Source organism: Rhizobium etli CFN 42 (assembly GCF_000092045.1).
In the GTDB taxonomy this organism is placed as follows: Bacteria; Pseudomonadota; Alphaproteobacteria; order Rhizobiales; family Rhizobiaceae; genus Rhizobium; species Rhizobium etli.
The window spans coordinates 3793583-3814560 of sequence record NC_007761.1; the positions used below are offsets into that span (position 1 = coordinate 3793583).

A 20978-nucleotide genomic window follows, 5' to 3' on the forward strand; every position below is an offset into this window, starting at 1 on the left:
CCTGCCTGCGAAAGCCGAAGATAAAGCCGCGTTGGAACAAACCAGCGCGGCTTTTCGTTATTGCTGCCGGCCAACGGATCGGGAAAGGTGATTGAAATCAATCCCCCTGGCGATGGGAATATGAAGGTCTCGCAAATTTTTCGTTTGTCCAAATCCCTTGTTGCAAGTGCTTCCTAACGATGCATAAACTGTCGCAAGCGCAGGCGACAAATCGATTAAATCAGGCATAACACCCTGATCCAAAATTAAAATTGGCGAGATCTGACCATGAATACCGTTTCCAAGCCGGTTATCCCCTCTCCCGCTCCCCGCAGCTCAAGGCCGGAAATTCTCGCTGAAGAAATCATCGAACGCCTGACCTACCGCATCGGCAAGGATGCCAAGGTGGCAAAGCCGCATGACTGGCTGACGGCGACGATCCTGGTGGTGCGCGACCGCATCATCGACAAGTGGATGGCCTCCACGCGTGAGGTCTATGCGACCGGCGCCAAGCGCGTCTATTATCTTTCTCTCGAGTTCCTGATCGGCCGCCTGATGCGCGACGCCGTCTCTAACCTGGGCCTGATGGAAGAGGTGCGCGATGCGCTTAGCTCCCTCGGTGTCGACGTCAACGTCATCGCCGGCCTGGAGCCGGACGCCGCCCTCGGCAATGGCGGCCTCGGCCGTCTGGCCGCCTGTTTCATGGAAAGCATGGCGACGGTCAATGTTCCGGCCTACGGCTACGGCATCCGCTACGTCCATGGCCTCTTCCGCCAGCAGATGGCCGACGGCTGGCAGGTGGAACTGCCGGAAAACTGGCTCGCCCACGGCAATCCCTGGGAATTCGAGCGCCGCGAGAGCGCCTATGAGATCGGTTTCGGCGGCGCCGTCGAATTCATCACCACCCATGACGACCAGCCGCGCTATGTCTGGAAGCCGGCCGAGCGCGTCATCGCCGCCGCCTTCGACACGCCGGTCGTCGGCTGGCGGGGAAAACGCGTCAATACGCTGCGCCTCTGGTCGGCGCAGCCGATCGACCCGATCCTGCTCGATGCCTTCAACGCCGGCGACCACATCGGCGCGCTGCGCGAAAGCAACAAGGCTGAAAGCCTGACCCGCGTCCTCTATCCGGCCGACGCTACGCCTGCCGGTCAGGAATTGCGGCTGCGCCAGGAATTCTTCTTCTCGTCGGCCTCGCTGCAGGACATTCTGCGCCGCCACCTGCAACAATATGACGACTTTACCTCGCTGCCTGACAAGGTGGCCATCCAGCTGAACGACACCCATCCGGCCGTCTCGGTCGCTGAGCTCGTGCGTCTGCTCTGCGACGTGCACGGCATGGATTTCGATCAGGCCTGGGATATCACCCGCCGCACCTTTTCCTACACCAACCACACGCTTCTGCCCGAAGCGTTGGAAAGTTGGCCCGTTCCGCTGTTCGAGCGCCTGCTGCCGCGCCACATGCAGATCGTCTACGCGATCAATGCCAAGATCCTGCTCGAAGCCCGCAAAGGCAAGAATTTCTCCGACAGCGAAATCCGCTCGATTTCGCTGATCGAGGAAAGCGGCGAACGCCGCGTGCGCATGGGCAATCTCGCCTTCATCGGCTCGCACTCGATCAACGGCGTCTCGGCACTGCACACCGACCTGATGAAGGTCACGGTCTTCGCCGACCTGCACAAGCTCTATCCCGACCGCATCAACAACAAAACCAACGGCATCACGCCGCGCCGCTGGCTGCAGCAGTGCAATCCCGGGCTTACCGGTCTGATCCGCGAGGCGATCGGCGATGCGTTCCTTGATGATACCGAGAAGCTGCGCCCGCTCGAGGCGCATGCTTCCGATCCGAGCTTCCAGCAGAGGTTCGCCGCAGTGAAGCGGGCCAACAAGGTGGCCCTTTCCAATCTCGTCGCCAGCCGCATGGGCGTGAAGCTCGACCCGTCGGCGATGTTCGACATCCAAATCAAGCGCATCCATGAATACAAGCGCCAGCTTCTGAACATCATCGAAGCCGTTGCCCTCTACGACCAGATCCGCTCGCATCCGGAGCTGGACTGGGTGCCGCGCGTGAAACTCTTCGCCGGCAAGGCGGCGCCGAGCTATTACAATGCCAAGCTGATCATCAAGCTGATCAACGACGTCGCCCGCACGATCAACAACGATCCGGCGGTGCGCGGGCTGCTGAAGGTCGTCTTCGTGCCCAACTACAATGTCTCGCTCGCCGAGGTCATGGTTCCCGCCGCCGACCTTTCCGAGCAGATATCGACCGCCGGCATGGAAGCCTCAGGCACCGGCAACATGAAGTTCGGTCTCAATGGAGCGCTGACGATCGGCACGCTCGACGGCGCCAATGTCGAAATGCGCGACAATGTCGGCGAAGATAACATCGTCATCTTCGGCCTCAGGGCCGATGAGGTCGCCAAGGTCCGCAGCGATGGCCACAATCCCCGCGCCATCATCGAAGGATCCCGCGAACTCTCCCAGGCGCTTTCAGCCATCGGTTCCGGCGTCTTCTCGCCTGACGACCGCAATCGTTACACGGCGCTGATCGATGGCATCTATTCGCATGACTGGTTCATGGTCGCTGCCGATTTCGACGCTTACGCCCAGGCCCAGCGCGACGTCGATCAGATCTGGACCAACCAGTCCGACTGGTACACCAAGACGATCAACAATACGGCACGGATGGGCTGGTTCTCCTCCGATCGCACGATCAGGCAATATGCCGACGAAATTTGGAGAGCCGGATGAAAACGCCGAAAACCCTCCCTGAAGTAACACTTTCCTGGGAAATTTCGGCAGATGAAATCACGGCGATCCTTGCCGGCTCGCATTCCAATCCCTTTGCCGTCCTAGGGGTGCACCAAGGCGGCGACGCTTTCGTTGCCCGGTGCTTCATCCCGGGTGCGGAGGAAGTGACCGCCATGACGCTCGATGGCGGTTTTATCGGCGAACTGAAGCAACTCCATGCCGATGGCGTCTTCGCCGGGCCGGTTTCGCTCGCCAAACTGCAGCCGGTGCGCTACCGCGCCCGGCGCGGCGACGCCGAATGGGCGGTCACCGATCCCTACAGCTTCGGGCCGGTGCTCGGGCCGATGGACGATTATTTCGCCCGCGAAGGTTCGCATCTGCGCTTGTTCGATAAGATGGGTGCTCATCTCATCAAGCACGAAGGCGCCCAGGGCATCCACTTCGCGGTCTGGGCGCCGAACGCCCAGCGCGTCTCCGTGGTCGGCGATTTCAACGGCTGGGACGGCCGCCGCCATGTCATGCGCTTCCGCGCCGACAGCGGCATCTGGGAAATTTTCGCTCCCGATGTGCCGCTCGGCGTCGCCTACAAATTCGAGATCCGCGGCCACGACGGCGTGTTGCTGCCGCTGAAGGCTGATCCCTTCGCCCGCCGCAGCGAGCTCAGACCGAAGACCGCCTCGATCGCCGCTGCCGAGCTGGAGCAGGTCTGGGAGGATGAGGCCCATCTGAAGCACTGGCGCGAAACCGACAAGCGCCGTCAGCCGATCTCGATCTATGAAGTGCATGCCGGCTCCTGGCAGCGCCGGCAGGACGGCACCATGCTGTCCTGGGACGAGCTCGCCTCCAGTCTCATCCCCTATTGCGTCGACATGGGTTTCACCCATATCGAATTCCTGCCGATTACAGAGCATCCCTACGACCCCTCTTGGGGCTACCAGACGACAGGTCTTTACGCGCCGACCGCCCGCTTCGGCGAGCCGGAAGGCTTCGCCCGTTTCGTCAACGGCTGTCACAAGGTCGGTATCGGCGTCATTCTCGACTGGGTACCGGCACATTTCCCGACCGACGAACACGGCCTCGGCTGGTTTGATGGCACCGCGCTCTACGAGCACGAAGACCCGCGCAAGGGCTTCCATCCCGACTGGAACACGGCGATCTATAACTTCGGCCGCACCGAGGTGGTTTCCTATCTGGTCAACAACGCCCTCTATTGGGCCGAGAAGTTCCATCTTGACGGCCTGCGCGTCGATGCCGTCGCCTCGATGCTCTATCTCGATTATTCCCGCAAGCATGGCGAATGGATCCCGAACGAATATGGCGGCAACGAGAACCTCGAAGCTGTCCGCTTTCTGCAGGACCTCAACATCCGCATCTATGGCCAGCATTCCAACGTCATGACCATCGCCGAGGAATCGACCTCCTGGCCGAAAGTCTCGCAACCTGTGCATGAAGGCGGCCTCGGCTTCGGCTTCAAATGGAACATGGGCTTCATGCATGACACGCTGAGCTACATGAAGCGCGACCCGGTGCACCGCAAGCACCACCATAATGAACTCACCTTCGGCCTCCTCTACGCCTATTCAGAAAATTTCGTCCTGCCGCTGTCGCACGACGAGGTCGTTCACGGAAAGGGCTCGCTGATCGCCAAGATGCCGGGCGACGACTGGCAGAAGTTCGCCAATCTGCGCGCCTACTACGCTTATATGTGGGGCTATCCCGGTAAGAAGTTGTTGTTCATGGGGCAGGAATTCGCCCAGTGGAGCGAGTGGAGCGAGGCGAAGTCGCTCGACTGGAACCTGTTGCAATACCGCATGCACGAGGGCATGCGGCGCCTGGTGCGCGACCTCAACTTCACCTATCGCAGCAAGCCGGCGCTGCATGAGCGTGACTGCGAGGGCGAGGGTTTTGAATGGCTGGTTGCCGACGACCACCAGAATTCCGTCTTTGCCTGGCTGCGCAAGGCGCCGGGCCAGAAGCCGGTCGCCGTCATCACCAATTTCACCCCCGTCTACCGCGAGAACTACACGATCCGCCTGCCGTCAGCAGGCCGCTGGCGGGAGATCCTGAACACCGATGCCGACATTTACGGCGGCAGCGGCAAGGGCAATGGCGGGCGCGTGCAGGCCGTCGATGCCGGCGGCGACATCACCTGCTCGATCACGCTGCCGCCCCTGGCGACAATCATGCTTGAACCTGAAAATTAAGACTGGTGGGAGGAGAAAATGGTAGAGAAGCGTATTCAGCCACTTGCCCGTGATGCAATGGCCTATGTTCTGGCCGGCGGCAGGGGGAGCCGCCTCAAGGAACTCACCGACCGGCGTGCCAAGCCCGCCGTCTATTTCGGCGGCAAGGCCCGCATCATCGATTTCGCGCTGTCGAACGCGCTGAATTCGGGCATTCGCCGCATCGGCGTCGCGACGCAGTACAAAGCGCATTCGCTGATCCGCCACATGCAGCGCGGCTGGAACTTCTTCCGCCCGGAACGAAACGAAAGCTTCGACATCCTGCCGGCCTCACAGCGCGTTTCCGAAACGCAGTGGTATGAAGGCACCGCCGACGCCGTTTATCAGAACATCGATATTATCGAGGATTACGGCGTCGAATACATGGTCATTCTCGCCGGCGACCACGTCTACAAGATGGACTATGAATACATGCTCCAGCAGCATGTCGATTCCGGTGCGGACGTGACGATTGGCTGCCTGGAAGTGCCGCGCATGGAAGCGACCGGCTTCGGCGTCATGCATGTCAACGAAAAAGATGAGATCTTCGCTTTCATCGAAAAGCCGGCCGACCCGCCCGGAATTCCCGACAAGCCGGATTTCGCGCTCGCCTCGATGGGCATCTACGTCTTCCACACCAAGTTCCTGCTCGATGCGCTGCGCCGCGACGCCGCCGACCCGACCTCGAGCCGCGATTTCGGCAAGGATATCATCCCCTATATCGTCAAAAACGGAAAGGCGGTCGCCCACCGCTTCGCCAAATCCTGCGTCCGTTCCGATTTCGAGCACGAGCCCTACTGGCGCGACGTCGGCACGATCGACGCGTACTGGCAAGCCAATATCGATCTGACAGCCATTGTCCCGGAGCTCGATATCTACGACAAGTCGTGGCCGATCTGGACGTATGCCGAAATCACCCCGCCGGCGAAATTCGTCCATGACGATGACGACCGCCGCGGATCGGCGACGTCCTCCGTCGTCTCGGGCGACTGCATCATCTCAGGCGCCAGCCTCAACAAGAGCCTGCTTTTCACCGGCGTCAGGGCCAATTCCTTTTCCAAGCTAGAGGGAGCGGTCATCCTGCCGAACGTGAAGATCGGACGGCGCGCCCAGCTCAAGAACGTGGTGATCGACCATGGCGTCGTCATTCCGGAGGGTCTTGTCGTCGGCGAGGATCCCGATCTCGACGCCAAGCGCTTCCGGCGGACGGAAAGCGGCATCTGCCTGATCACGCAGCCGATGATCGACAAGCTGGATATCTGACTTATGAAAGTTCTTTCGGTTTCGTCCGAAGTCTTCCCTCTGATCAAGACAGGGGGCCTGGCCGATGTGTCCGGCGCCCTGCCCATTGCTCTGAAAGCCTTCGGGGTCGAGACCAAGACCCTCCTGCCCGGCTACCCCGCCGTTATGAAGGTCATTCGCGACCCTGTCGTTAGGCTCGAATTCCCGGACCTGCTCGGTGAGCGAGCGACCGTGCTCGAGGTTGACCACGAGGGCCTCGATCTGCTCGTCCTCGACGCGCCCGCTTATTACGACCGGCCGGGCGGTCCCTATCTTGATCCGCTTGGCAAGGATTATCCCGACAATTGGCGCCGTTTCGCCGCCCTGTCGCTTGCCGCTTCCGAGATCGGCGCCGGTCTGCTGCCCGGCTGGCGGCCGGATCTGGTCCACACCCACGACTGGCAGGCGGCGCTGACGTCCGTCTACATGCGCTATTATCCAACGCCGGAACTGCCGAGCGTGCTGACCATTCACAACATTGCTTTCCAGGGCCAGTTCGGTTCCGAGATTTTTCCCGGCCTGCGCCTGCCCGATCATGCCTTCGCCATCGACGGCGTCGAATATTACGGCACGACCGGCTTTCTCAAGGGCGGCCTGCAAACCGCACATGCGATCACGACGGTCAGCCCGACCTATGCCGATGAGATCCTGACGCCGGAATTCGGCATGGGCCTCGAAGGCGTCATCGCCACCCGCATCGATGATCTGCATGGCATCGTCAACGGCATCGACACCGATGTCTGGAATCCGGCAACCGATCCCGTTGTCCACACCCATTACGGACCGACGACGCTGAAGAACCGCGAGGAAAACCGCCGCTCGATCGCCGAGTTCTTCCATCTCGACAATGACGATGCTCCGATTTTCTGCGTCATCAGCCGTCTTACCTGGCAGAAGGGCATGGATATCGTCGCCAACGTTGCCGACCGGATCGTCGCCATGGGCGGCAAGCTCGTCGTGCTCGGTTCAGGTGAGGCTGCGCTGGAAGGCGCGCTGCTGGCATCGGCCAGCCGGAATCCTGGCCGCATCGGCGTTTCGATCGGCTATAACGAGCCGATGTCGCATCTGATGCAGGCCGGCTGCGACGCGATCATCATCCCCTCGCGCTTCGAGCCCTGCGGCCTGACCCAGCTTTACGCCCTGCGTTATGGCTGCGTGCCGATCGTCGCCCGCACCGGCGGATTGAACGACACCGTGATCGACGCCAATCACGCCGCACTTGCGGCGAAAGTGGCAACCGGCATACAATTCTCGCCCGTGACCGAAACGGGCATGCTACAGGCAATCCGCCGTGCGATGCATTTTTACGCGGACCGAAAACTCTGGACCCAACTGCAAAAGCAAGGCATGAAATCGGATGTCTCCTGGGAGAAGAGCGCCGAACGCTACGCTGCCCTCTATTCAAGCCTCGTCTCGAAAGGCATGTGACCTAAAATGATCAAGTCCGTACCCACCACGCCCTATCTGGACCAGAAACCCGGCACATCGGGTCTGCGCAAGAAGGTTCCGGTCTTCCAGCAGCCGAATTATGCGGAGAATTTCATTCAGTCGATCTTCGATTCGCTGGAAGGCTATCAGGGCAAGTGCCTCGTCATCGGCGGCGACGGACGTTACTACAATCGCGAAGTCATCCAGAAAGCGATCAAGATGGCCGCCGCCAACGGCTTCGGCAAGGTCATGGTCGGCAAGGGCGGCATTCTGTCGACGCCGGCCGCGTCCCACATCATTCGCAAGTACAAGGCCTTCGGCGGCATCATTCTCTCCGCCAGCCACAATCCCGGCGGCCCGACCGAAGACTTCGGCATCAAATACAATATCAACAATGGCGGCCCGGCGCCGGAAAAGATCACCGACGCGATCTATGCGCGCTCCAGGACGATCGACAGCTACAAGATCGCCGATTTCGCCGACGTCAATCTCGACCGCATCGGCAAGGACGAGCTTCCCGGCGGCATGATCCTCTCGGTCATCGACCCCGTCGAGGACTATGCCGCGCTGATGGAAGAGCTGTTCGATTTCGGCGCCATTCGCAACCTGATCAGCCTCGGCTTCCGCATCGCTTTCGACGGCATGAGCGCCGTCACCGGCCCCTATGCCAAGGAAATCTTCGAAAATCGCCTCGGCGCGCCCCTGGGTTCGGTGCGCAACTTCATGCCTCTGCCGGATTTCGGCGGCCATCATCCCGATCCGAACCCTGTTCACTGCAAGGAACTCTTCGACGAGATGATGGGCGAGGACGCGCCCGATTTCGGCGCGGCTTCCGATGGCGACGGCGACCGCAACCTCATCATCGGCCGCGGCATCTTCGTCACCCCTTCCGACAGTCTGGCGATCCTTGCCGCAAATGCCAACCTCGCCCCCGGCTATTCCGGCGGCCTCGCCGGCATCGCCCGGTCGATGCCGACATCGGGCGCGGCCGACCGCGTTGCCGAAAAACGCGGCATCGGCATGTATGAGACGCCGACCGGCTGGAAGTTCTTCGGCAACCTGCTCGACGCCGGCATGGCGACGATCTGCGGTGAGGAAAGCTCCGGCACCGGCTCCAGTCATGTCCGTGAGAAGGATGGCCTCTGGGCTGTGCTGCTGTGGCTGAACATCCTTGCCGTACGCGGCGAGAGCGTCGCCGACATCGTCACCCAGCACTGGCAGACCTACGGCCGCAACTATTACTCGCGCCACGACTATGAAGGCTTGGACACCGGCGCGGCGAACGACCTGATGGACAATCTCCGCAGCCAGCTCTCTACCCTGCCCGGCAAGAGCTTCGGCAGCCTGAGGGTCGAGGAGGCCGACGATTTTGCCTATCATGATCCGATCGACAAGTCCGTCAGCGAACATCAGGGCATCCGTGTGCTCTTCGAGGGCGGCTCCCGCGTCGTCTTTCGCCTGTCGGGCACCGGCACGTCTGGCGCAACCTTGCGTGTCTATATCGAGCGCTACGAGCCGGATTCGACTCGTCACAACATCGAAACGCAAGAAGCGCTCGCCGATCTGATTGCGGCCGCCGAGAGCATTGCCAGCATTCGTGAGCGCACGGGACGCGATGAGCCAACCGTGATCACCTGATCCGGGGGGAACATGCGGGACAGCAATTCGGCGCGGGGCGCGATCGTCTTCGAGACCGGCGTCGAATTTGCCGTGTGGTCGCATCATGCCGCGCAGATCGAACTCTGCCTCTTCGAAGATGACGGCAACAGGGAATTCGCGCGCCTGCCGATGGCCCGCGATGGCAACCACATCCATCGCCTCTTCGTCGGCGGCCTCGGGCAAGGCGCCCGCTACGGCTATCGCGCCGACGGCATCTATGCGCCCGACAACGGCCTCTGGTTCGATCCGTCCAAACTGCTGATCGATCCCTACGCCAAGGAAATCGACCGGCCGTTCCGTTACGACCCCCGCCTCGGGCTCTACGGAGAAGACAGCCAGGATCTGATGCCGAAGGCGATCGTCACCACCGATACCCCAGCCGCAATCGACAAGCCGCTCTTCAAAGCGGGCGGTTTTATCTATGAAGTGGCGGTGCGGCCCTTCACTATCCTTCACCCCGATGTGCCGGAAGCCGAACGCGGCACCGTCGCAGCCCTTGCTCATCCCTCCGTCATCGCGCATCTGAAGCGGATCGGTGTCGATGCCGTCGAACTGATGCCGATTTCGGCGTGGATCGATGAGCGCCACCTGCCGCCGCTCGGCCTGACCAACGGCTGGGGCTACAATCCCGTCGGCTTGATGGCGCTTGATCCGCGAATTGTCCCCGGCGGCATGGCGGAGCTGCGCAAGACCGTTGCCGCCCTCCATGCCGAAGGCATCGCCGTCATCCTCGATCTGGTCTTCAACCATACCGGCGAGAGCGACCGCTATGGCACGACGCTGTCGCTGCGCGGCCTCGACAACTTGCATTATTACCGCCACGCCCAAAACAGCCCCGGCGAACTCGTCAACGACACCGGCACCGGCAACACGATCGCCTGCGATCATACCGAGGTCAGGCGCCTCGTCATCGACAGCCTGCGCCATTTCGTACTCAACGCCGGTGTCGATGGTTTCCGCTTCGACCTCGCCCCGGTGCTGGGCCGCACCGCAAGCGGCTTTGAGCGCGACGGCGGGACGCTCGCTGCGATCCTCGCCGATGATCTGCTCGCCGACCGCATCATGATTGCCGAACCCTGGGATATCGGCCCGGGTGGTTACCAACTCGGCAACTTCCCGCCGCCCTTCCTCGAATGGAACGATAGGGTGCGCGACGATCTGCGCTGCTACTGGCGTGGCGACCAATGGAAGACCGGCTCGCTCGCGACGGCGCTTGCCGGTTCCTCCGACATCTTCTCTCGAAACGATGGCAAAGGCACACGCAGCGTCAATTTCCTCGCCGCCCATGACGGCTTCACGCTGATGGACCTCGTCTCCTATGCCGGCAAACACAATGACGCCAACGGCGAGCACAATCGGGACGGCCACAACGAGAACCATTCCTGGAACAATGGCGTCGAGGGTGAGACCCTCTATCCCACAATCCGTAAGCGCCGGATCAGTGACGTGATGGCGCTGATATCGACGCTCTTTGCCAGTCGCGGCAGCATCATGCTGACGGCGGGTGACGAGGGCGGCCGCAGCCAGCGCGGCAACAACAACGCCTATTGCCAGGACAATGAGATCACCTGGCTGGACTGGAAGGCGCTCAATCAGGATCTTATCGCCCATACCGCTTTCGTCGCAGGACTGCGCCGCCGCTTCACTGTTTTTTCCGAAACAGGCTTCCTCTCCGGCAATGGCGATGTCGAATGGATCTCACTCTCCGGCGAACCGATGACCGTTGCCGAATGGGAGACGCCGTCGCTTTCGACGCTTGGCATGCTGCTCGCCACCGGCGACCGCTCCTCGCGCGGCAGGAACACCCGGCTTGCCGTGCTTTTCAATCGCTCGGAGAGCCGCCAGCTCTTTACGCTCCCGTCGGGAAACGAGCCGGACTGGCGCCAACTGACGCCGGAGGGAGCAAAGAGGGCCGACGCCCGCGTGACCGTCAAGCCACGCTCCGTTGCCTTTTTCGTAGAAAAATGACCGCCTCCCCCCACGCACGCAAATCCTTGTCGCAATTGTCATAAATGCACGATAAGGCTTGCCCGGCGGCTTTTCTCACGAGGAATTCATGGTCACGGAAATTTCACTCTCCGACGTGCGGGGATTGATCGGCATGGAAACGGGTCTTTCGGATTGGATCACCGTTGACCAGACAATGATCGACGCCTTTGCGGGGGCGACCGACGACCATCAGTTCATTCATGTCGATCCCGAGCGTGCGGCAGCCGAAAGCCCCTTCGGCGGCACCATCGCCCATGGTTTCCTGACGCTGTCCCTATTGTCGGCGATGAACTACAATTGCCTGCCGAAAGTGCGCGAGCAGACAATGGGCATCAACTACGGTTTCGACCGCGTCCGCTTCATGACGCCGGTCAGGAGCGGCGCCCGCGTGCGCGGCCGCTTCCTGCTCTGCGACGCCCGCTTCCGCGGCGGCGGCATGCTGATGACCACCTATGACGTGACGATCGAAATCGAAAACGAGAAGAAGCCGGCGCTGATGGCAAAATGGATCACCATCATCCAATTTGATCCGAAGGACCGCCCAGAAGACGCGTAGGCAAGAGCCGCTTTCCTACCCAGCTCGATTGACGACGGCTTCCCGCATCCATCACGGATGCCACACATTGGTACGAAATGGGCCGCAACTGTCATTTGCGGCCCTGAAAATCTCATCTGGTTCTTAAGCAACCGGCCTTCAAAGCCTCAAAGCCCGGCATCTTCCGCCGCCTCGGCCAAGAGCCCGAAGACGTAATCGGAAAACGACCGCCAGCACTCCACGCGGAACGTGTCCTCTTCCGTGCGAAAAAGCACGATCTCTGCCTTGCCGAAAACGGTCCGCGAGGCGGCGCCGACCGGAAAGGAAGACAGCGACAGATCCTGCGGGCAGCCGGCCGCGAGCGTGGCCTCCGCACCCGGCCCGGAAACGATAACCGCCACGTTGCGGTGGGAGACGTCTGTCGCGGAATGCAGCGCGCCGGCGCTGGAACATGCCGCCATCAGATCGCCGCCCGCTTCGTCGATCAACAGCCACTCGTCCGGCCCGATCCAGAGCGCCGAGCGCGCACCGGCGCGGCCGGACGTTTTCGGAGTGGTCGGCACAGACAGGCCGAGAGCCAAAGAAATTGCTTTAAGCGACCCTGCCGGCGCGCGCAGCGCCACGCGGCTCGCGGGCGGTGCGACGGCCAGGCGCACGGTGGCGGAGCCGCCGAGACGGCCGGCCAACGCCGGTTTGCGAATTGCGACATCAGCCATGAATGCGGCCTCCTTCCTTGTCAAAGAACACCAGGTCCGTCACTTCGACAGCGATTGTCCGGTCCGGCATCGGCACATAAAGCGTCTCGCCCATTCGCGCCCGGCCGCCGGCGACCAGCGCGAAGGCGATCGACCTGCCGCAATTTTCCGACCAATAGGCCGATGTGACGTGGCCGAGCATCGTCATCGGCTTCGGCTCGTTCGGGCTCGCGACGACCTGCGCGCCTTCTTCGAGCACCAGCTTCTGGTCCTTGGTGACGAGGCCGACGAGTTGCTTGCGCCCCTCCTTGACGAGGTCCGGCCGCTGCAGCCCGCGAATGCCGACGAAGTCCTTCTTCTTCTTCGAAACGGCCCAGGCGACGCCTGCGTCGTCGGGGGTCACGGTCCCGTCCGTATCCTGGCCGACGATGATATAGCCCTTCTCGGCGCGAAGAACGTGCATCGTCTCCGTACCGTAGACGCAGGCGCCGAGCGGTTCGGCATTGGCCCAGACCGCTTCGAGCACCGACTGGCCGTAATCGGCCGGCACGTTGATTTCGAAACCGATTTCACCGGTGAAGGAAACGCGGAAGAGCCGCGCCGGTACGCCGCAGACCGTGCACTCGGCAACGCTCATATGCGGGAAGGCCTCGTTCGAAAGATCGAGCCCTTCGACGAGAGGCTCGACGATCTCGCGCGCCTTCGGTCCCTGTACGGCGATGACAGCCCATTGTTCGGTCACCGAGGTCAGCCACACCTTCAGATCCGGGAATTCCGTCTGCAGGTAATCTTCCATGTGATGGAGAACACGCGGCGCTCCGCCTGTTGTCGTCGTCACATGGAAACGGTCCTCCGCCAGGCGGCCGACGACGCCATCGTCATAAACGAAGCCGTCCTCACGCGTCATGATGCCGTAGCGCGCCTTGCCGGGCTTCAGCGTGTCCCAGGCATTGGTGTAGATAAGGTTGAGGAATTTCGCCGCATCCGGGCCTACAACCTCGATCTTGCCGAGCGTCGACGCATCGAAGATCCCTGCCGACTCGCGGGCCGTGCGGCACTCGCGCGCAACCGCCTGATGCATGTTCTCGCCGGCACGCGGATAGAACCAGGCGCGTTTCCAGTTGCCGACGTCTTCGAAAACGGCGCCATGGGCCTCTTCCCAGCCATGCAGCGGCGTCTTGCGCGTCGGATCGAACAGCTTTCCGCGCGAATGGCCGATCAACGTACCATAGGTCACCGGCGTGTAGGGCGCGCGGAAGGTGGTGAGACCGACACGCGGGATTTCCTTGCCAAGCATTTCCGCGGCAATCGCCAGGCCATGCATGTTGGAAAGCTTCCCCTGGTCCGAGGCCATGCCATTGGTCGTGAACCGCTTGATATGCTCGATCGAGTGCATGCCTTCGCGCACGGCAAGGCGGATATCCTTGGCGCAGACATCGTGCTGGAAATCGATGAAGGCTTTGGCGTTCGTCTTCGGCCCGGCGCCTTCGGCAGCGCCGATCATCCCGCCCGTCCAGTCATAGGGCTGCTCGGCCGAGATCGTGATTTTCCCGCCGCCGCTCTTGCCGGCGGCCTGCGCCATCAGTTCGCCGGCAGCAAGCGATTCCTCGACCGTCCGCTGCAAGTCGTCTGTGCCGTTGCAGGCGCCGACCGACAGGCAATCCTGCGCATAGGTGCCGGGCAAGAAGCGCTGACTTTCCGCTTCGAAGGCCACCTTGCCGCGCGACTGCGAGAACAGGTGCACGGATGGCGTCCAGCCGGCCGAAACCAGAAGCGCGTCGACCGCGATCTTGCGCGGCGAGCCGCCGCCATTGCGCGCCACCGTCATCGATGAGATGCGCAGCCGCCCTGCCGTGTTGACGACCGACTGGCCTGTGAGAACATCGATGCCGAGCGAACGCGCCTCTGCCAGCACCGCCGCTCCCGGCGCCTGCCTGCAATCGACGATGGCGGCGATCGACACGCCGGCCCGCTTCAGATCGAAAGCCGCCTCATAGGCGGAGTCATGCGCCGTGTAGATGCCGATATTGCTTCCGACGGCAACGCCGTAATGATTGAGATACATCCGCCCCGCCGAAGCCAGCATGATGCCGGGCCGGTCGTTGTTCGGAAATACCATATGCCGCTCGATCGCGCCGGTGGCGAGGATCACCCGCTTGGCGCGGACCTGCCACAGCCGTTCGCGCGGCAGATCGCTCGATGGTTTGGCGATATGATCGGTGACGCGTTCGGCAAGGCCGACGAAATTGTGGTTGTAGTAACCGAAGGCGGTCGTGCGGATGAGCACTTCGACATTGTCCATCGCCTTCAGCCGCGCCGCGGTCTTCTGTGCCCAGGCGTAACCGTCCTGTCCGTCGATGGTCACGCCGGCATCGTAGCGCAACGCTCCGCCTGCTTCCGCCTGCTCGTCGCACACGATTACCTTCGCACCGGTCTCGGCCGCGGCCAGCGCCGCCGAAAGCCCGGCAACACCGGCGCCGACTACCAGCACGTCGCAATGGGCGTAACGGCTGGCATAATGGTCCGGATCCTCCTCCGTCGGCGCGACGCCGAGACCGGCAGCGCGGCGAATGAACGGCTCGTAGACGTGTTTCCAGGCGGCGCGCGGCCACATGAAGGTCTTGTAATAGAAGCCGGCGGCGAAGAACGGCGACATCAGATTGTTGACCGCACCGACGTCATAGGCAAGCGAGGGCCAGCGGTTCTGCGACTGGACGATCATGCCGTCGAAGATTTCCTGCACTGTGGCGCGCACGTTCGGCTGCTTGCGCGCCTTGTCGCGGGCGACGTCGATCAGCGCGTTCGGCTCCTCGGCCCCTGCGGACAGAATACCGCGTGCCCGGTGGTATTTGAACGAACGGCCGACGAGATGAATGCCGTTGGCGATCAGCGCCGAGGCGACGGTATCGCCTTCGAGCGCCGTATAGCTCTTGCCGTCGAAGCTGAAGCGCGCGGTCTTTGCAGGCGTCAGACGCCCCTTGCCGACGATACGATTTGCGCCGCTCATTGCGCCTCTCCTTCCACGGCTTCATAGGTCTCGACAGGCCCGTGCTGTTCGGCCTCGGCACCGATCCGCGGCTTCGGCTCGCCTGCCTTGTAGGTGATGATGAACTTGTCGCTCACCGTATCGCGCGCCGCGTTGAAGAACCGGCCGCAGCCGTGAATATGCCGCCAGCGCTCGAAGATCAGCCCCTTCGGGTTGTCGCGCAGAAAGAAATACTCTTCGAATTCCTCGTCCGAGATCGAGGCGATATCGGACGGCCGCACGATATGCGCGTCACCCGCGCCGCGGAATTCGAGCTCGGAACGCTCTTCCTGACAATAAGGGCAATGGATCAGCAGCATGTGAGATTTCCTTCTCCTCCCCTTCTCCCGAGCCGGGAGAAGGTACGTTCAAGGCGGATGAGGGCGTGAATAACGAAAGGAGCGGGCATTTGAGCGAACACGTTCATCATCAGTGCGCCACCGCCGCAGCCGCCGCTTCATCGATCAGCCGGCCGCTGCGGAAGCGTTCCAGCGTCAGGCCGGCATTAAACTTGTGCGCTTCATCGCGGGCGATCAGGTGCGCAAAGAGATTGGCCGAGCCGGGCGTCGCCTTGAAGCCGCCGGTGCCCCAGCCGCAATTGACGTAAAGCCCGGGTACCGGCGTCTTCGACTGGATCGCCGAACGGTCCGGCGTATTGTCGACGATGCCGCCCCATTGCCGCATCATCTTCACGCGCCGGAACATCGGAAAGAGTTCGCAGATGGCGTCGAGCGTATGCGTGATGATCTGCAACCCGCCGGTCTGGGAATAGGAATTATACTGGTCGGTACCGGCGCCGATGACAAGCTCGCCCTTGTCGGACTGCGAGATATAGGCATGCACCGTGTTCGACATGACGACGCAGGGGAAGATCGGCTTCAGCGGCTCGGAGACCAGCGCCTGCAGCGGGCTCGATTGCAGCGGGACGCGGACATCCGCCATCTTCATTATTGTCGATGTATGGCCGGCGGCCGATACGCCGACCTTTCTGGCGCCGATGAAGCCGCGCGAGGTCTCGACCCCGGTCACCCGTCCGTCCGGACCGCGCCGGATGCCGGTCACTTCGCAGTTCTGAATGATGTGCACGCCTCGATCGGAGGCCGCCCGCGCATATCCCCAGGCCACCGCATCGTGCCGCGCCGTGCCGCCGCGCCGCTGCAGCGCCGCGCCGTTGATCGGATAGCGCGCGCTGGCGGAGATGTCGAGCGGCGGACAATAGGCCTTGGCCTGCTCCGGCGTCAGCCATTCATTGTCGATGCCGTAGAGCCGGTTGGCGTGGATGTGTCGCTTGAAGGACTGCTGGTCGTGAATATTGTGCGAGAGCATCATCACGCCGCGCGGCGAATACATCACATTGTAGTTGAGCTCCTGTGAAAGCCCTTCCCAGAGCTTCATCGAGTGCTCGTAAATGTGCATGCTCTCTTCATAGAGATAGTTCGAGCGGATGATGGTGGTATTGCGCCCGGTATTTCCGCCGCCGAGCCAACCCTTCTCGATCACCGCCACATTGGTGATACCGTGCTCCTTGGCAAGGTAATAAGCGGCTCCCAAGCCATGTCCGCCAGCGCCGATGATAACGACGTCGTACTCGGCGCGCGGCTCCGGCGAAGTCCACTGCTTCTCCCAACCTCTGTGGCCGCGAAGGGCCTCCCGCGCCACGGCAAAAACCGAATATTTCCGCATCCGCCTTCTTCTCCTTCGGGCAAGGGCTGTTCTCGCGCCCATACAAATCGCAAATCCAAATGCGGCACAACGGCTCTTTTGCGACGCGCAAGAGCTTTGGTTTTGACACTATGCGACATGATGCCGAAACTGCGCCGTTTCCGGAGCCATTCTGCGGATCTCAGCCGACGTCGGAAGTTGACGCAAAAGCCGCACGTCGGTCGATCGCCGCCGCGCCCTAGCCCAAGTGGGCGAGAAGACATGCAGTTGCTAAAATGTTAATTCACCCGGTGTTCCCGGGGTACATGTATCATGTGGGGTCGGCATACATTACTCGCGGCGCTTTGCATCGTGCTTCCCAGCGCGCTGCCGGCGCCCGCCGCAGAGCCGGTCGGCCAGGCTGTCGTCATCAGGACGGAGGTGACGGGACAAGGCGGGCCGATTGAGGTCAACACCAGCGTTCACCGCGACGAGCGTATCCGGACATCACAATCCGGACTCGGCCAATTCCTGTTTCGCGACGGTACCAAGCTGGCGGTCGGCTGGGGCTCCTCGGTCGTCATCGACAAATATGTCTTCGACGATTCACAATCCGTCAAGAAACTCACCATTAAGGCAGCGAAAGGTACCTTTCGCTGGGTCAGCGGCAATTCCCAATCCTCGGCCTACCAGATTCTGACGCCCGCCGGCACCATCGGCGTGCGCGGCACCGCATTCGATTTCTACGTGGGCCAAGACGGCACCACCGCCGTCGTCTTGCTGAACGGTGCGGCCAGCTTCTGCGGCCCGGGCGGCTGCCGCCAGTTGCAGCAGCGCTGCGATTGCGTCGTCGCCAAGCCGAACGGCGCTATGTCGCCGGCCCGCCGGGTCGATCCGAGCGTTCTCGATACGCTCGGAAATCCCCGCGCCCTCCCCTTCCTCTCCGGCAGCCAGCGGCTTGCAGGCGGCATCGGCATGCTCGGCGGCTGCAATATGGCCACGGTTGCACCGGAAAGAAAGGACAGATTGCGACCTCCGCCGGCAATTGCCCCAGCTCCACAGAGACAGGATCCGCCACAGAGACAGGCCGAGCCGCAAAAGGAGCGACCGAGCAAGCCCGATAAGCCCCATCATCATCATGACAGGCCCCATCATGACAAGCCGGATAGACCGGACAAGCATGATGGCCATGGCCGGCATGACAATGACGGCAAGCCCGGAAATCACGGCGAGGATCATCGCGGACACGACCGCGATCATCATGGACATCGGGATCACAATCATGATCATGATCACGACAACGATCGCAACCACGACAGGGATCGGAATTTCAATCGCGGGCGCTGAGGCCGTCAGTCTGCAGCGCTCTTTTCGATCCCCTCGGGCACTTCGCGGAAATGATCGGTCCTGCCGGATATGCGCTGGTAGAATTCCGACAATCCGCCGATCACCTGCACTGCCCTGAGCTTTGCCGTACCGATAAGCTTCCGGCTGTTCCTGGAATGCGATTGCAGGGCCTGCATCAGCTGCCGGTGAACGACCTCAAGCGCGGCGAATTCTTGGGATACCGCCACCCGCTCATCGCCGACGACGGCAAGGATCTGTGTCCGGCTGCTCTTCCCCTTGAGCGCAAGGGCGCCCGCTTCGATAAGCGCCATTCCCTGCACTGACCGTGCGGTGCTGTCGGAGATGAGAATATCGAAGCCGACTTCCTTGCAGGACGATTCAATGCGGGCTGCGACGTTGACCGCATCTCCGACTGCCGAATAGTTGAAGCGGGTCTTGGCGCCCATATTGCCGACGCAAGCAACGCCGGTATGGATGCCGATGCCGATGCCGACCTCCTGACCGGGTCCGAAGCCGAAGGCGTCGCTGGCGTTCAGTTCGGCGAGTGTCTCACGCATGGCGAGCGCCGTGCGAACTGCCTTGGTTTCGTGATCCGCAACATCAACCGGCGCATTCCAGAATGCCATGATCGAATCGCCGATAAACTTGTCGAGAGTACCTTCGTTAGCCACGACATGACGGCTCAGCGCGTCGAGCAATGTATTCAGGAAGGCAACGACATCAGTCGGCGCCAGCCGTTCGCTGATCTCAGTGAAGTTCCTGACGTCGACGAACATCACCGTCAACTCCCGGTCATCTCCACCGAGGCGCAAGGCATCGCGGTTATGCTCGATGCGATGGAGCAGTGACGGAGAAAGATAATGTCCGAAGGCGCGCCGCACCTCGCGCCTTTCCCGGTCGATCACCAGAATGCGAAATGAGGTTGCCGCAAAATGGGTGATCGATCCACTGATGATCGGCGCCAGCGGATCGAGAAGAAGCCCCGCATAGAGGAAGAAGAGCCAGGAGGCCACGAGCGCCATTGCCGTAATGAGCAGGCCGCAGACCAGTGCGACGGCGGGACTGACGAAGGTCGTCACCATGACGAGCAGGCATCCGAGCACCGCGATCGTGAGGATTTCCAGCCCGTCCGCCCAATCGGGCCGCGACAGGAAACGGCCGGAGAGAATCTGTTCGACGGCCTGCGCATGCATCGAAACGCCGGGAACATTCTCGCCGAGCGCCGTGACGCGGATGTCCTGCAGGCCCGCCGCCGAGGTGCCGACGAAGACGATGCTGCCGTCAACGGCGGCAGAGACCTCAGGAGACGCGCCTCCGGCGGCGAGCACCTGGCGGGCGGAGATATAGCGCTCGGCCCGGTCGGGGCTGACATAGAGCCAGAATTCGCCCGCCGCCGTCAGCGGCACGACGAAATCGCCGATCTTTGCCGATGTCATCACGCCGGCGCGATCGGGCGCGCCGGCCAACACATATGTCGATACACCCTGCGCGACGCGCAGCGCCTCGACCGCGAGATTGGGATAGAGCTGCACGCCGTCAGTCAGGAACAACGGCACCGCCCGCACCACCGGCGAAGGATTGCCGGGATTCAGACTGATGTGGCCGAGCCCTGCGGCATTGGCTTCCAATTGCGGCCTGAGCGGCGTCGATGCGGCAAGGTAGGGCGGAGCCGAGACGGGGCTTTCCCCGGTGAAAGCAAAGCCCGCCTTGACAGGCGGCCGGTAACTGCCCTCGTTGGAAAGCCCGAAACCGAGCACGACGGGTTTGCCGGAGATCGAGCGGGCAAAGATTTCGTCATTGTCGGGAAGCTTCTCTGCCAGGGACGGATCAACCCCCGCGACCTCGCGCACGACGTTGCGCGGCGACAGCCGGTCCGGCTCTGAAAAGAGGACGTCGAAGGCGATGGCCGCCGCGCCCATGTCAGAAAGCCGGTCCACCAGCAGGGCCAACCGGTCCCGTGGCCACGGCCATTGACCGAATTCGCGCAACGACGCCTCGTCGATATCGATCACACGGACCGGCATGGGCTCGAATGTTCTCGGAAGCAGGCGCTGATACTCATCGAAGGTCACGCCACGGATCAGCTTGAAGATCCCGGGATCGTCTGCCCGCAGCATCGTCAGCGCGGCCACGATCATCAGCCCGATAACGACACCGATTTGCTGCACGCGCGTCATCATCTCAACCGGTGTCCCCCTGCCAAACGACAGGCTACGCCGCTTTCTGTCCGAACGCCATTCGCCCATGCGCTGCCGACGCTTCTTTTCGCGTTCCAGCCTTCCGCTTCCCGCCGGTCGGCGCAACGGCATCTTCAAATTTGGCGACGCCGTCAGTTCGACCACGCTTTTGCTTGGACCACACGGCTTCGATCTTGTCGGACGCGCGGTGAAATGTTCTTGTAACGGCGCGAAGCGCGAATGCTTTTA

At 62.0% G+C, this 20978-nt stretch carries 13 protein-coding genes; 8 read left to right on the top strand and 5 right to left on the bottom strand.

What is annotated here, in order from left to right; translation table 11 throughout:
* Positions 1-267: 267 nt before the first annotated feature.
* From RHE_RS18370 to RHE_RS18400, 7 genes are all read left to right on the top strand, one after another.
* Positions 268-2730, top strand: a complete 2463-nt coding sequence (locus RHE_RS18370; protein ID WP_011426808.1) for a glycogen/starch/alpha-glucan phosphorylase — start codon at positions 268-270, stop codon at positions 2728-2730.
* Positions 2727-4934, top strand: coding sequence for a 1,4-alpha-glucan branching protein GlgB (gene glgB, locus RHE_RS18375; protein ID WP_011426809.1), 2208 nt, complete (start codon positions 2727-2729; stop codon positions 4932-4934). The genes RHE_RS18370 and glgB overlap by 4 nt, the downstream gene beginning before the upstream one ends.
* 18 nt (positions 4935-4952) lie before the next feature.
* Positions 4953-6215 (top strand): glucose-1-phosphate adenylyltransferase, encoded by a 1263-nt coding sequence (glgC, locus tag RHE_RS18380; RefSeq protein ID WP_011426810.1) that lies wholly within the window; start codon positions 4953-4955, stop codon positions 6213-6215.
* 3 nt (positions 6216-6218) lie between these two features.
* The gene (gene glgA / locus RHE_RS18385) at positions 6219-7661 is read left to right on the top strand and encodes a glycogen synthase GlgA (protein WP_042119019.1); all 1443 of its coding nucleotides are present in this window, start codon (positions 6219-6221) and stop codon (positions 7659-7661) included.
* 6 nt (positions 7662-7667) lie between these two features.
* Entirely contained in the window at positions 7668-9299 is a 1632-nt protein-coding gene (locus RHE_RS18390; RefSeq protein ID WP_011426812.1) for an alpha-D-glucose phosphate-specific phosphoglucomutase, read from the top strand.
* A gap of 12 nt (positions 9300-9311) precedes the next feature.
* Complete coding sequence (gene glgX, locus RHE_RS18395; RefSeq protein WP_011426813.1) at positions 9312-11288, top strand: glycogen debranching protein GlgX; 1977 nt, start codon at positions 9312-9314, stop codon at positions 11286-11288.
* Between the two features lie 88 nt (positions 11289-11376).
* A complete protein-coding gene (locus tag RHE_RS18400) occupies positions 11377-11865 on the top strand; it encodes a MaoC family dehydratase (RefSeq protein ID WP_011426814.1) in 489 nt (162 codons plus the stop codon).
* A 146-nt stretch (positions 11866-12011) separates the two neighbouring features.
* Here the strand turns inward: RHE_RS18400 and RHE_RS18405 are convergent, their stop codons facing one another.
* From RHE_RS18405 to RHE_RS18420, 4 genes are all read right to left on the bottom strand, one after another.
* Complete coding sequence (locus RHE_RS18405; RefSeq protein WP_011426815.1) at positions 12012-12560, bottom strand: sarcosine oxidase subunit gamma; 549 nt, start codon at positions 12558-12560, stop codon at positions 12012-12014.
* Entirely contained in the window at positions 12553-15546 is a 2994-nt protein-coding gene (locus RHE_RS18410) for a sarcosine oxidase subunit alpha (RefSeq protein ID WP_011426816.1), read from the bottom strand. Before RHE_RS18410 ends, RHE_RS18405 begins: the two co-directional genes overlap by 8 nt.
* Positions 15543-15884, bottom strand: coding sequence for a sarcosine oxidase subunit delta (locus RHE_RS18415; protein WP_011426817.1), 342 nt, complete (start codon positions 15882-15884; stop codon positions 15543-15545). The genes RHE_RS18410 and RHE_RS18415 overlap by 4 nt, the downstream gene beginning before the upstream one ends.
* A gap of 109 nt (positions 15885-15993) precedes the next feature.
* Positions 15994-17247, bottom strand: a complete 1254-nt coding sequence (locus tag RHE_RS18420) for a sarcosine oxidase subunit beta family protein (protein ID WP_011426818.1) — start codon at positions 17245-17247, stop codon at positions 15994-15996.
* A 291-nt stretch (positions 17248-17538) separates the two neighbouring features.
* Here RHE_RS18420 and RHE_RS18425 point away from each other — a divergent pair, with 291 nt between their 5' ends.
* Positions 17539-18552, top strand: coding sequence for a FecR family protein (locus tag RHE_RS18425; RefSeq protein WP_011426819.1), 1014 nt, complete (start codon positions 17539-17541; stop codon positions 18550-18552).
* Positions 18553-18557: 5 nt separating this feature from the next.
* On the opposite strand, the gene RHE_RS18430 is transcribed toward RHE_RS18425, so the two are convergent.
* Positions 18558-20729, bottom strand: coding sequence for a CHASE2 domain-containing protein (locus RHE_RS18430; protein WP_042119021.1), 2172 nt, complete (start codon positions 20727-20729; stop codon positions 18558-18560).
* Positions 20730-20978 lie beyond the last annotated feature (249 nt).

What these genes read in the sequence shown, in the direction of transcription:
- RHE_RS18410 (WP_011426816.1), bottom strand. Translation starts at nt 15,546, where the DNA reads ATGAGCGGCGCAAATCGTATCGTCGGCAAGGGGCGTCTGACGCCTGCA.
- RHE_RS18415 (WP_011426817.1), bottom strand. Translation starts at nt 15,884, where the DNA reads ATGCTGCTGATCCATTGCCCTTATTGTCAGGAAGAGCGTTCCGAGCTC.
- RHE_RS18370 (WP_011426808.1), top strand. Translation starts at nt 268, where the DNA reads ATGAATACCGTTTCCAAGCCGGTTATCCCCTCTCCCGCTCCCCGCAGC.
- glgX (WP_011426813.1), top strand. Translation starts at nt 9,312, where the DNA reads ATGCGGGACAGCAATTCGGCGCGGGGCGCGATCGTCTTCGAGACCGGC.
- RHE_RS18425 (WP_011426819.1), top strand. Translation starts at nt 17,539, where the DNA reads ATGTGGGGTCGGCATACATTACTCGCGGCGCTTTGCATCGTGCTTCCC.
- RHE_RS18405 (WP_011426815.1), bottom strand. Translation starts at nt 12,560, where the DNA reads ATGGCTGATGTCGCAATTCGCAAACCGGCGTTGGCCGGCCGTCTCGGC.
- glgA (WP_042119019.1), top strand. Translation starts at nt 6,219, where the DNA reads ATGAAAGTTCTTTCGGTTTCGTCCGAAGTCTTCCCTCTGATCAAGACA.
- RHE_RS18400 (WP_011426814.1), top strand. Translation starts at nt 11,377, where the DNA reads ATGGTCACGGAAATTTCACTCTCCGACGTGCGGGGATTGATCGGCATG.
- glgC (WP_011426810.1), top strand. Translation starts at nt 4,953, where the DNA reads ATGGTAGAGAAGCGTATTCAGCCACTTGCCCGTGATGCAATGGCCTAT.
- RHE_RS18430 (WP_042119021.1), bottom strand. Translation starts at nt 20,729, where the DNA reads ATGACGCGCGTGCAGCAAATCGGTGTCGTTATCGGGCTGATGATCGTG.
- glgB (WP_011426809.1), top strand. Translation starts at nt 2,727, where the DNA reads ATGAAAACGCCGAAAACCCTCCCTGAAGTAACACTTTCCTGGGAAATT.
- RHE_RS18390 (WP_011426812.1), top strand. Translation starts at nt 7,668, where the DNA reads ATGATCAAGTCCGTACCCACCACGCCCTATCTGGACCAGAAACCCGGC.
- RHE_RS18420 (WP_011426818.1), bottom strand. Translation starts at nt 17,247, where the DNA reads ATGCGGAAATATTCGGTTTTTGCCGTGGCGCGGGAGGCCCTTCGCGGC.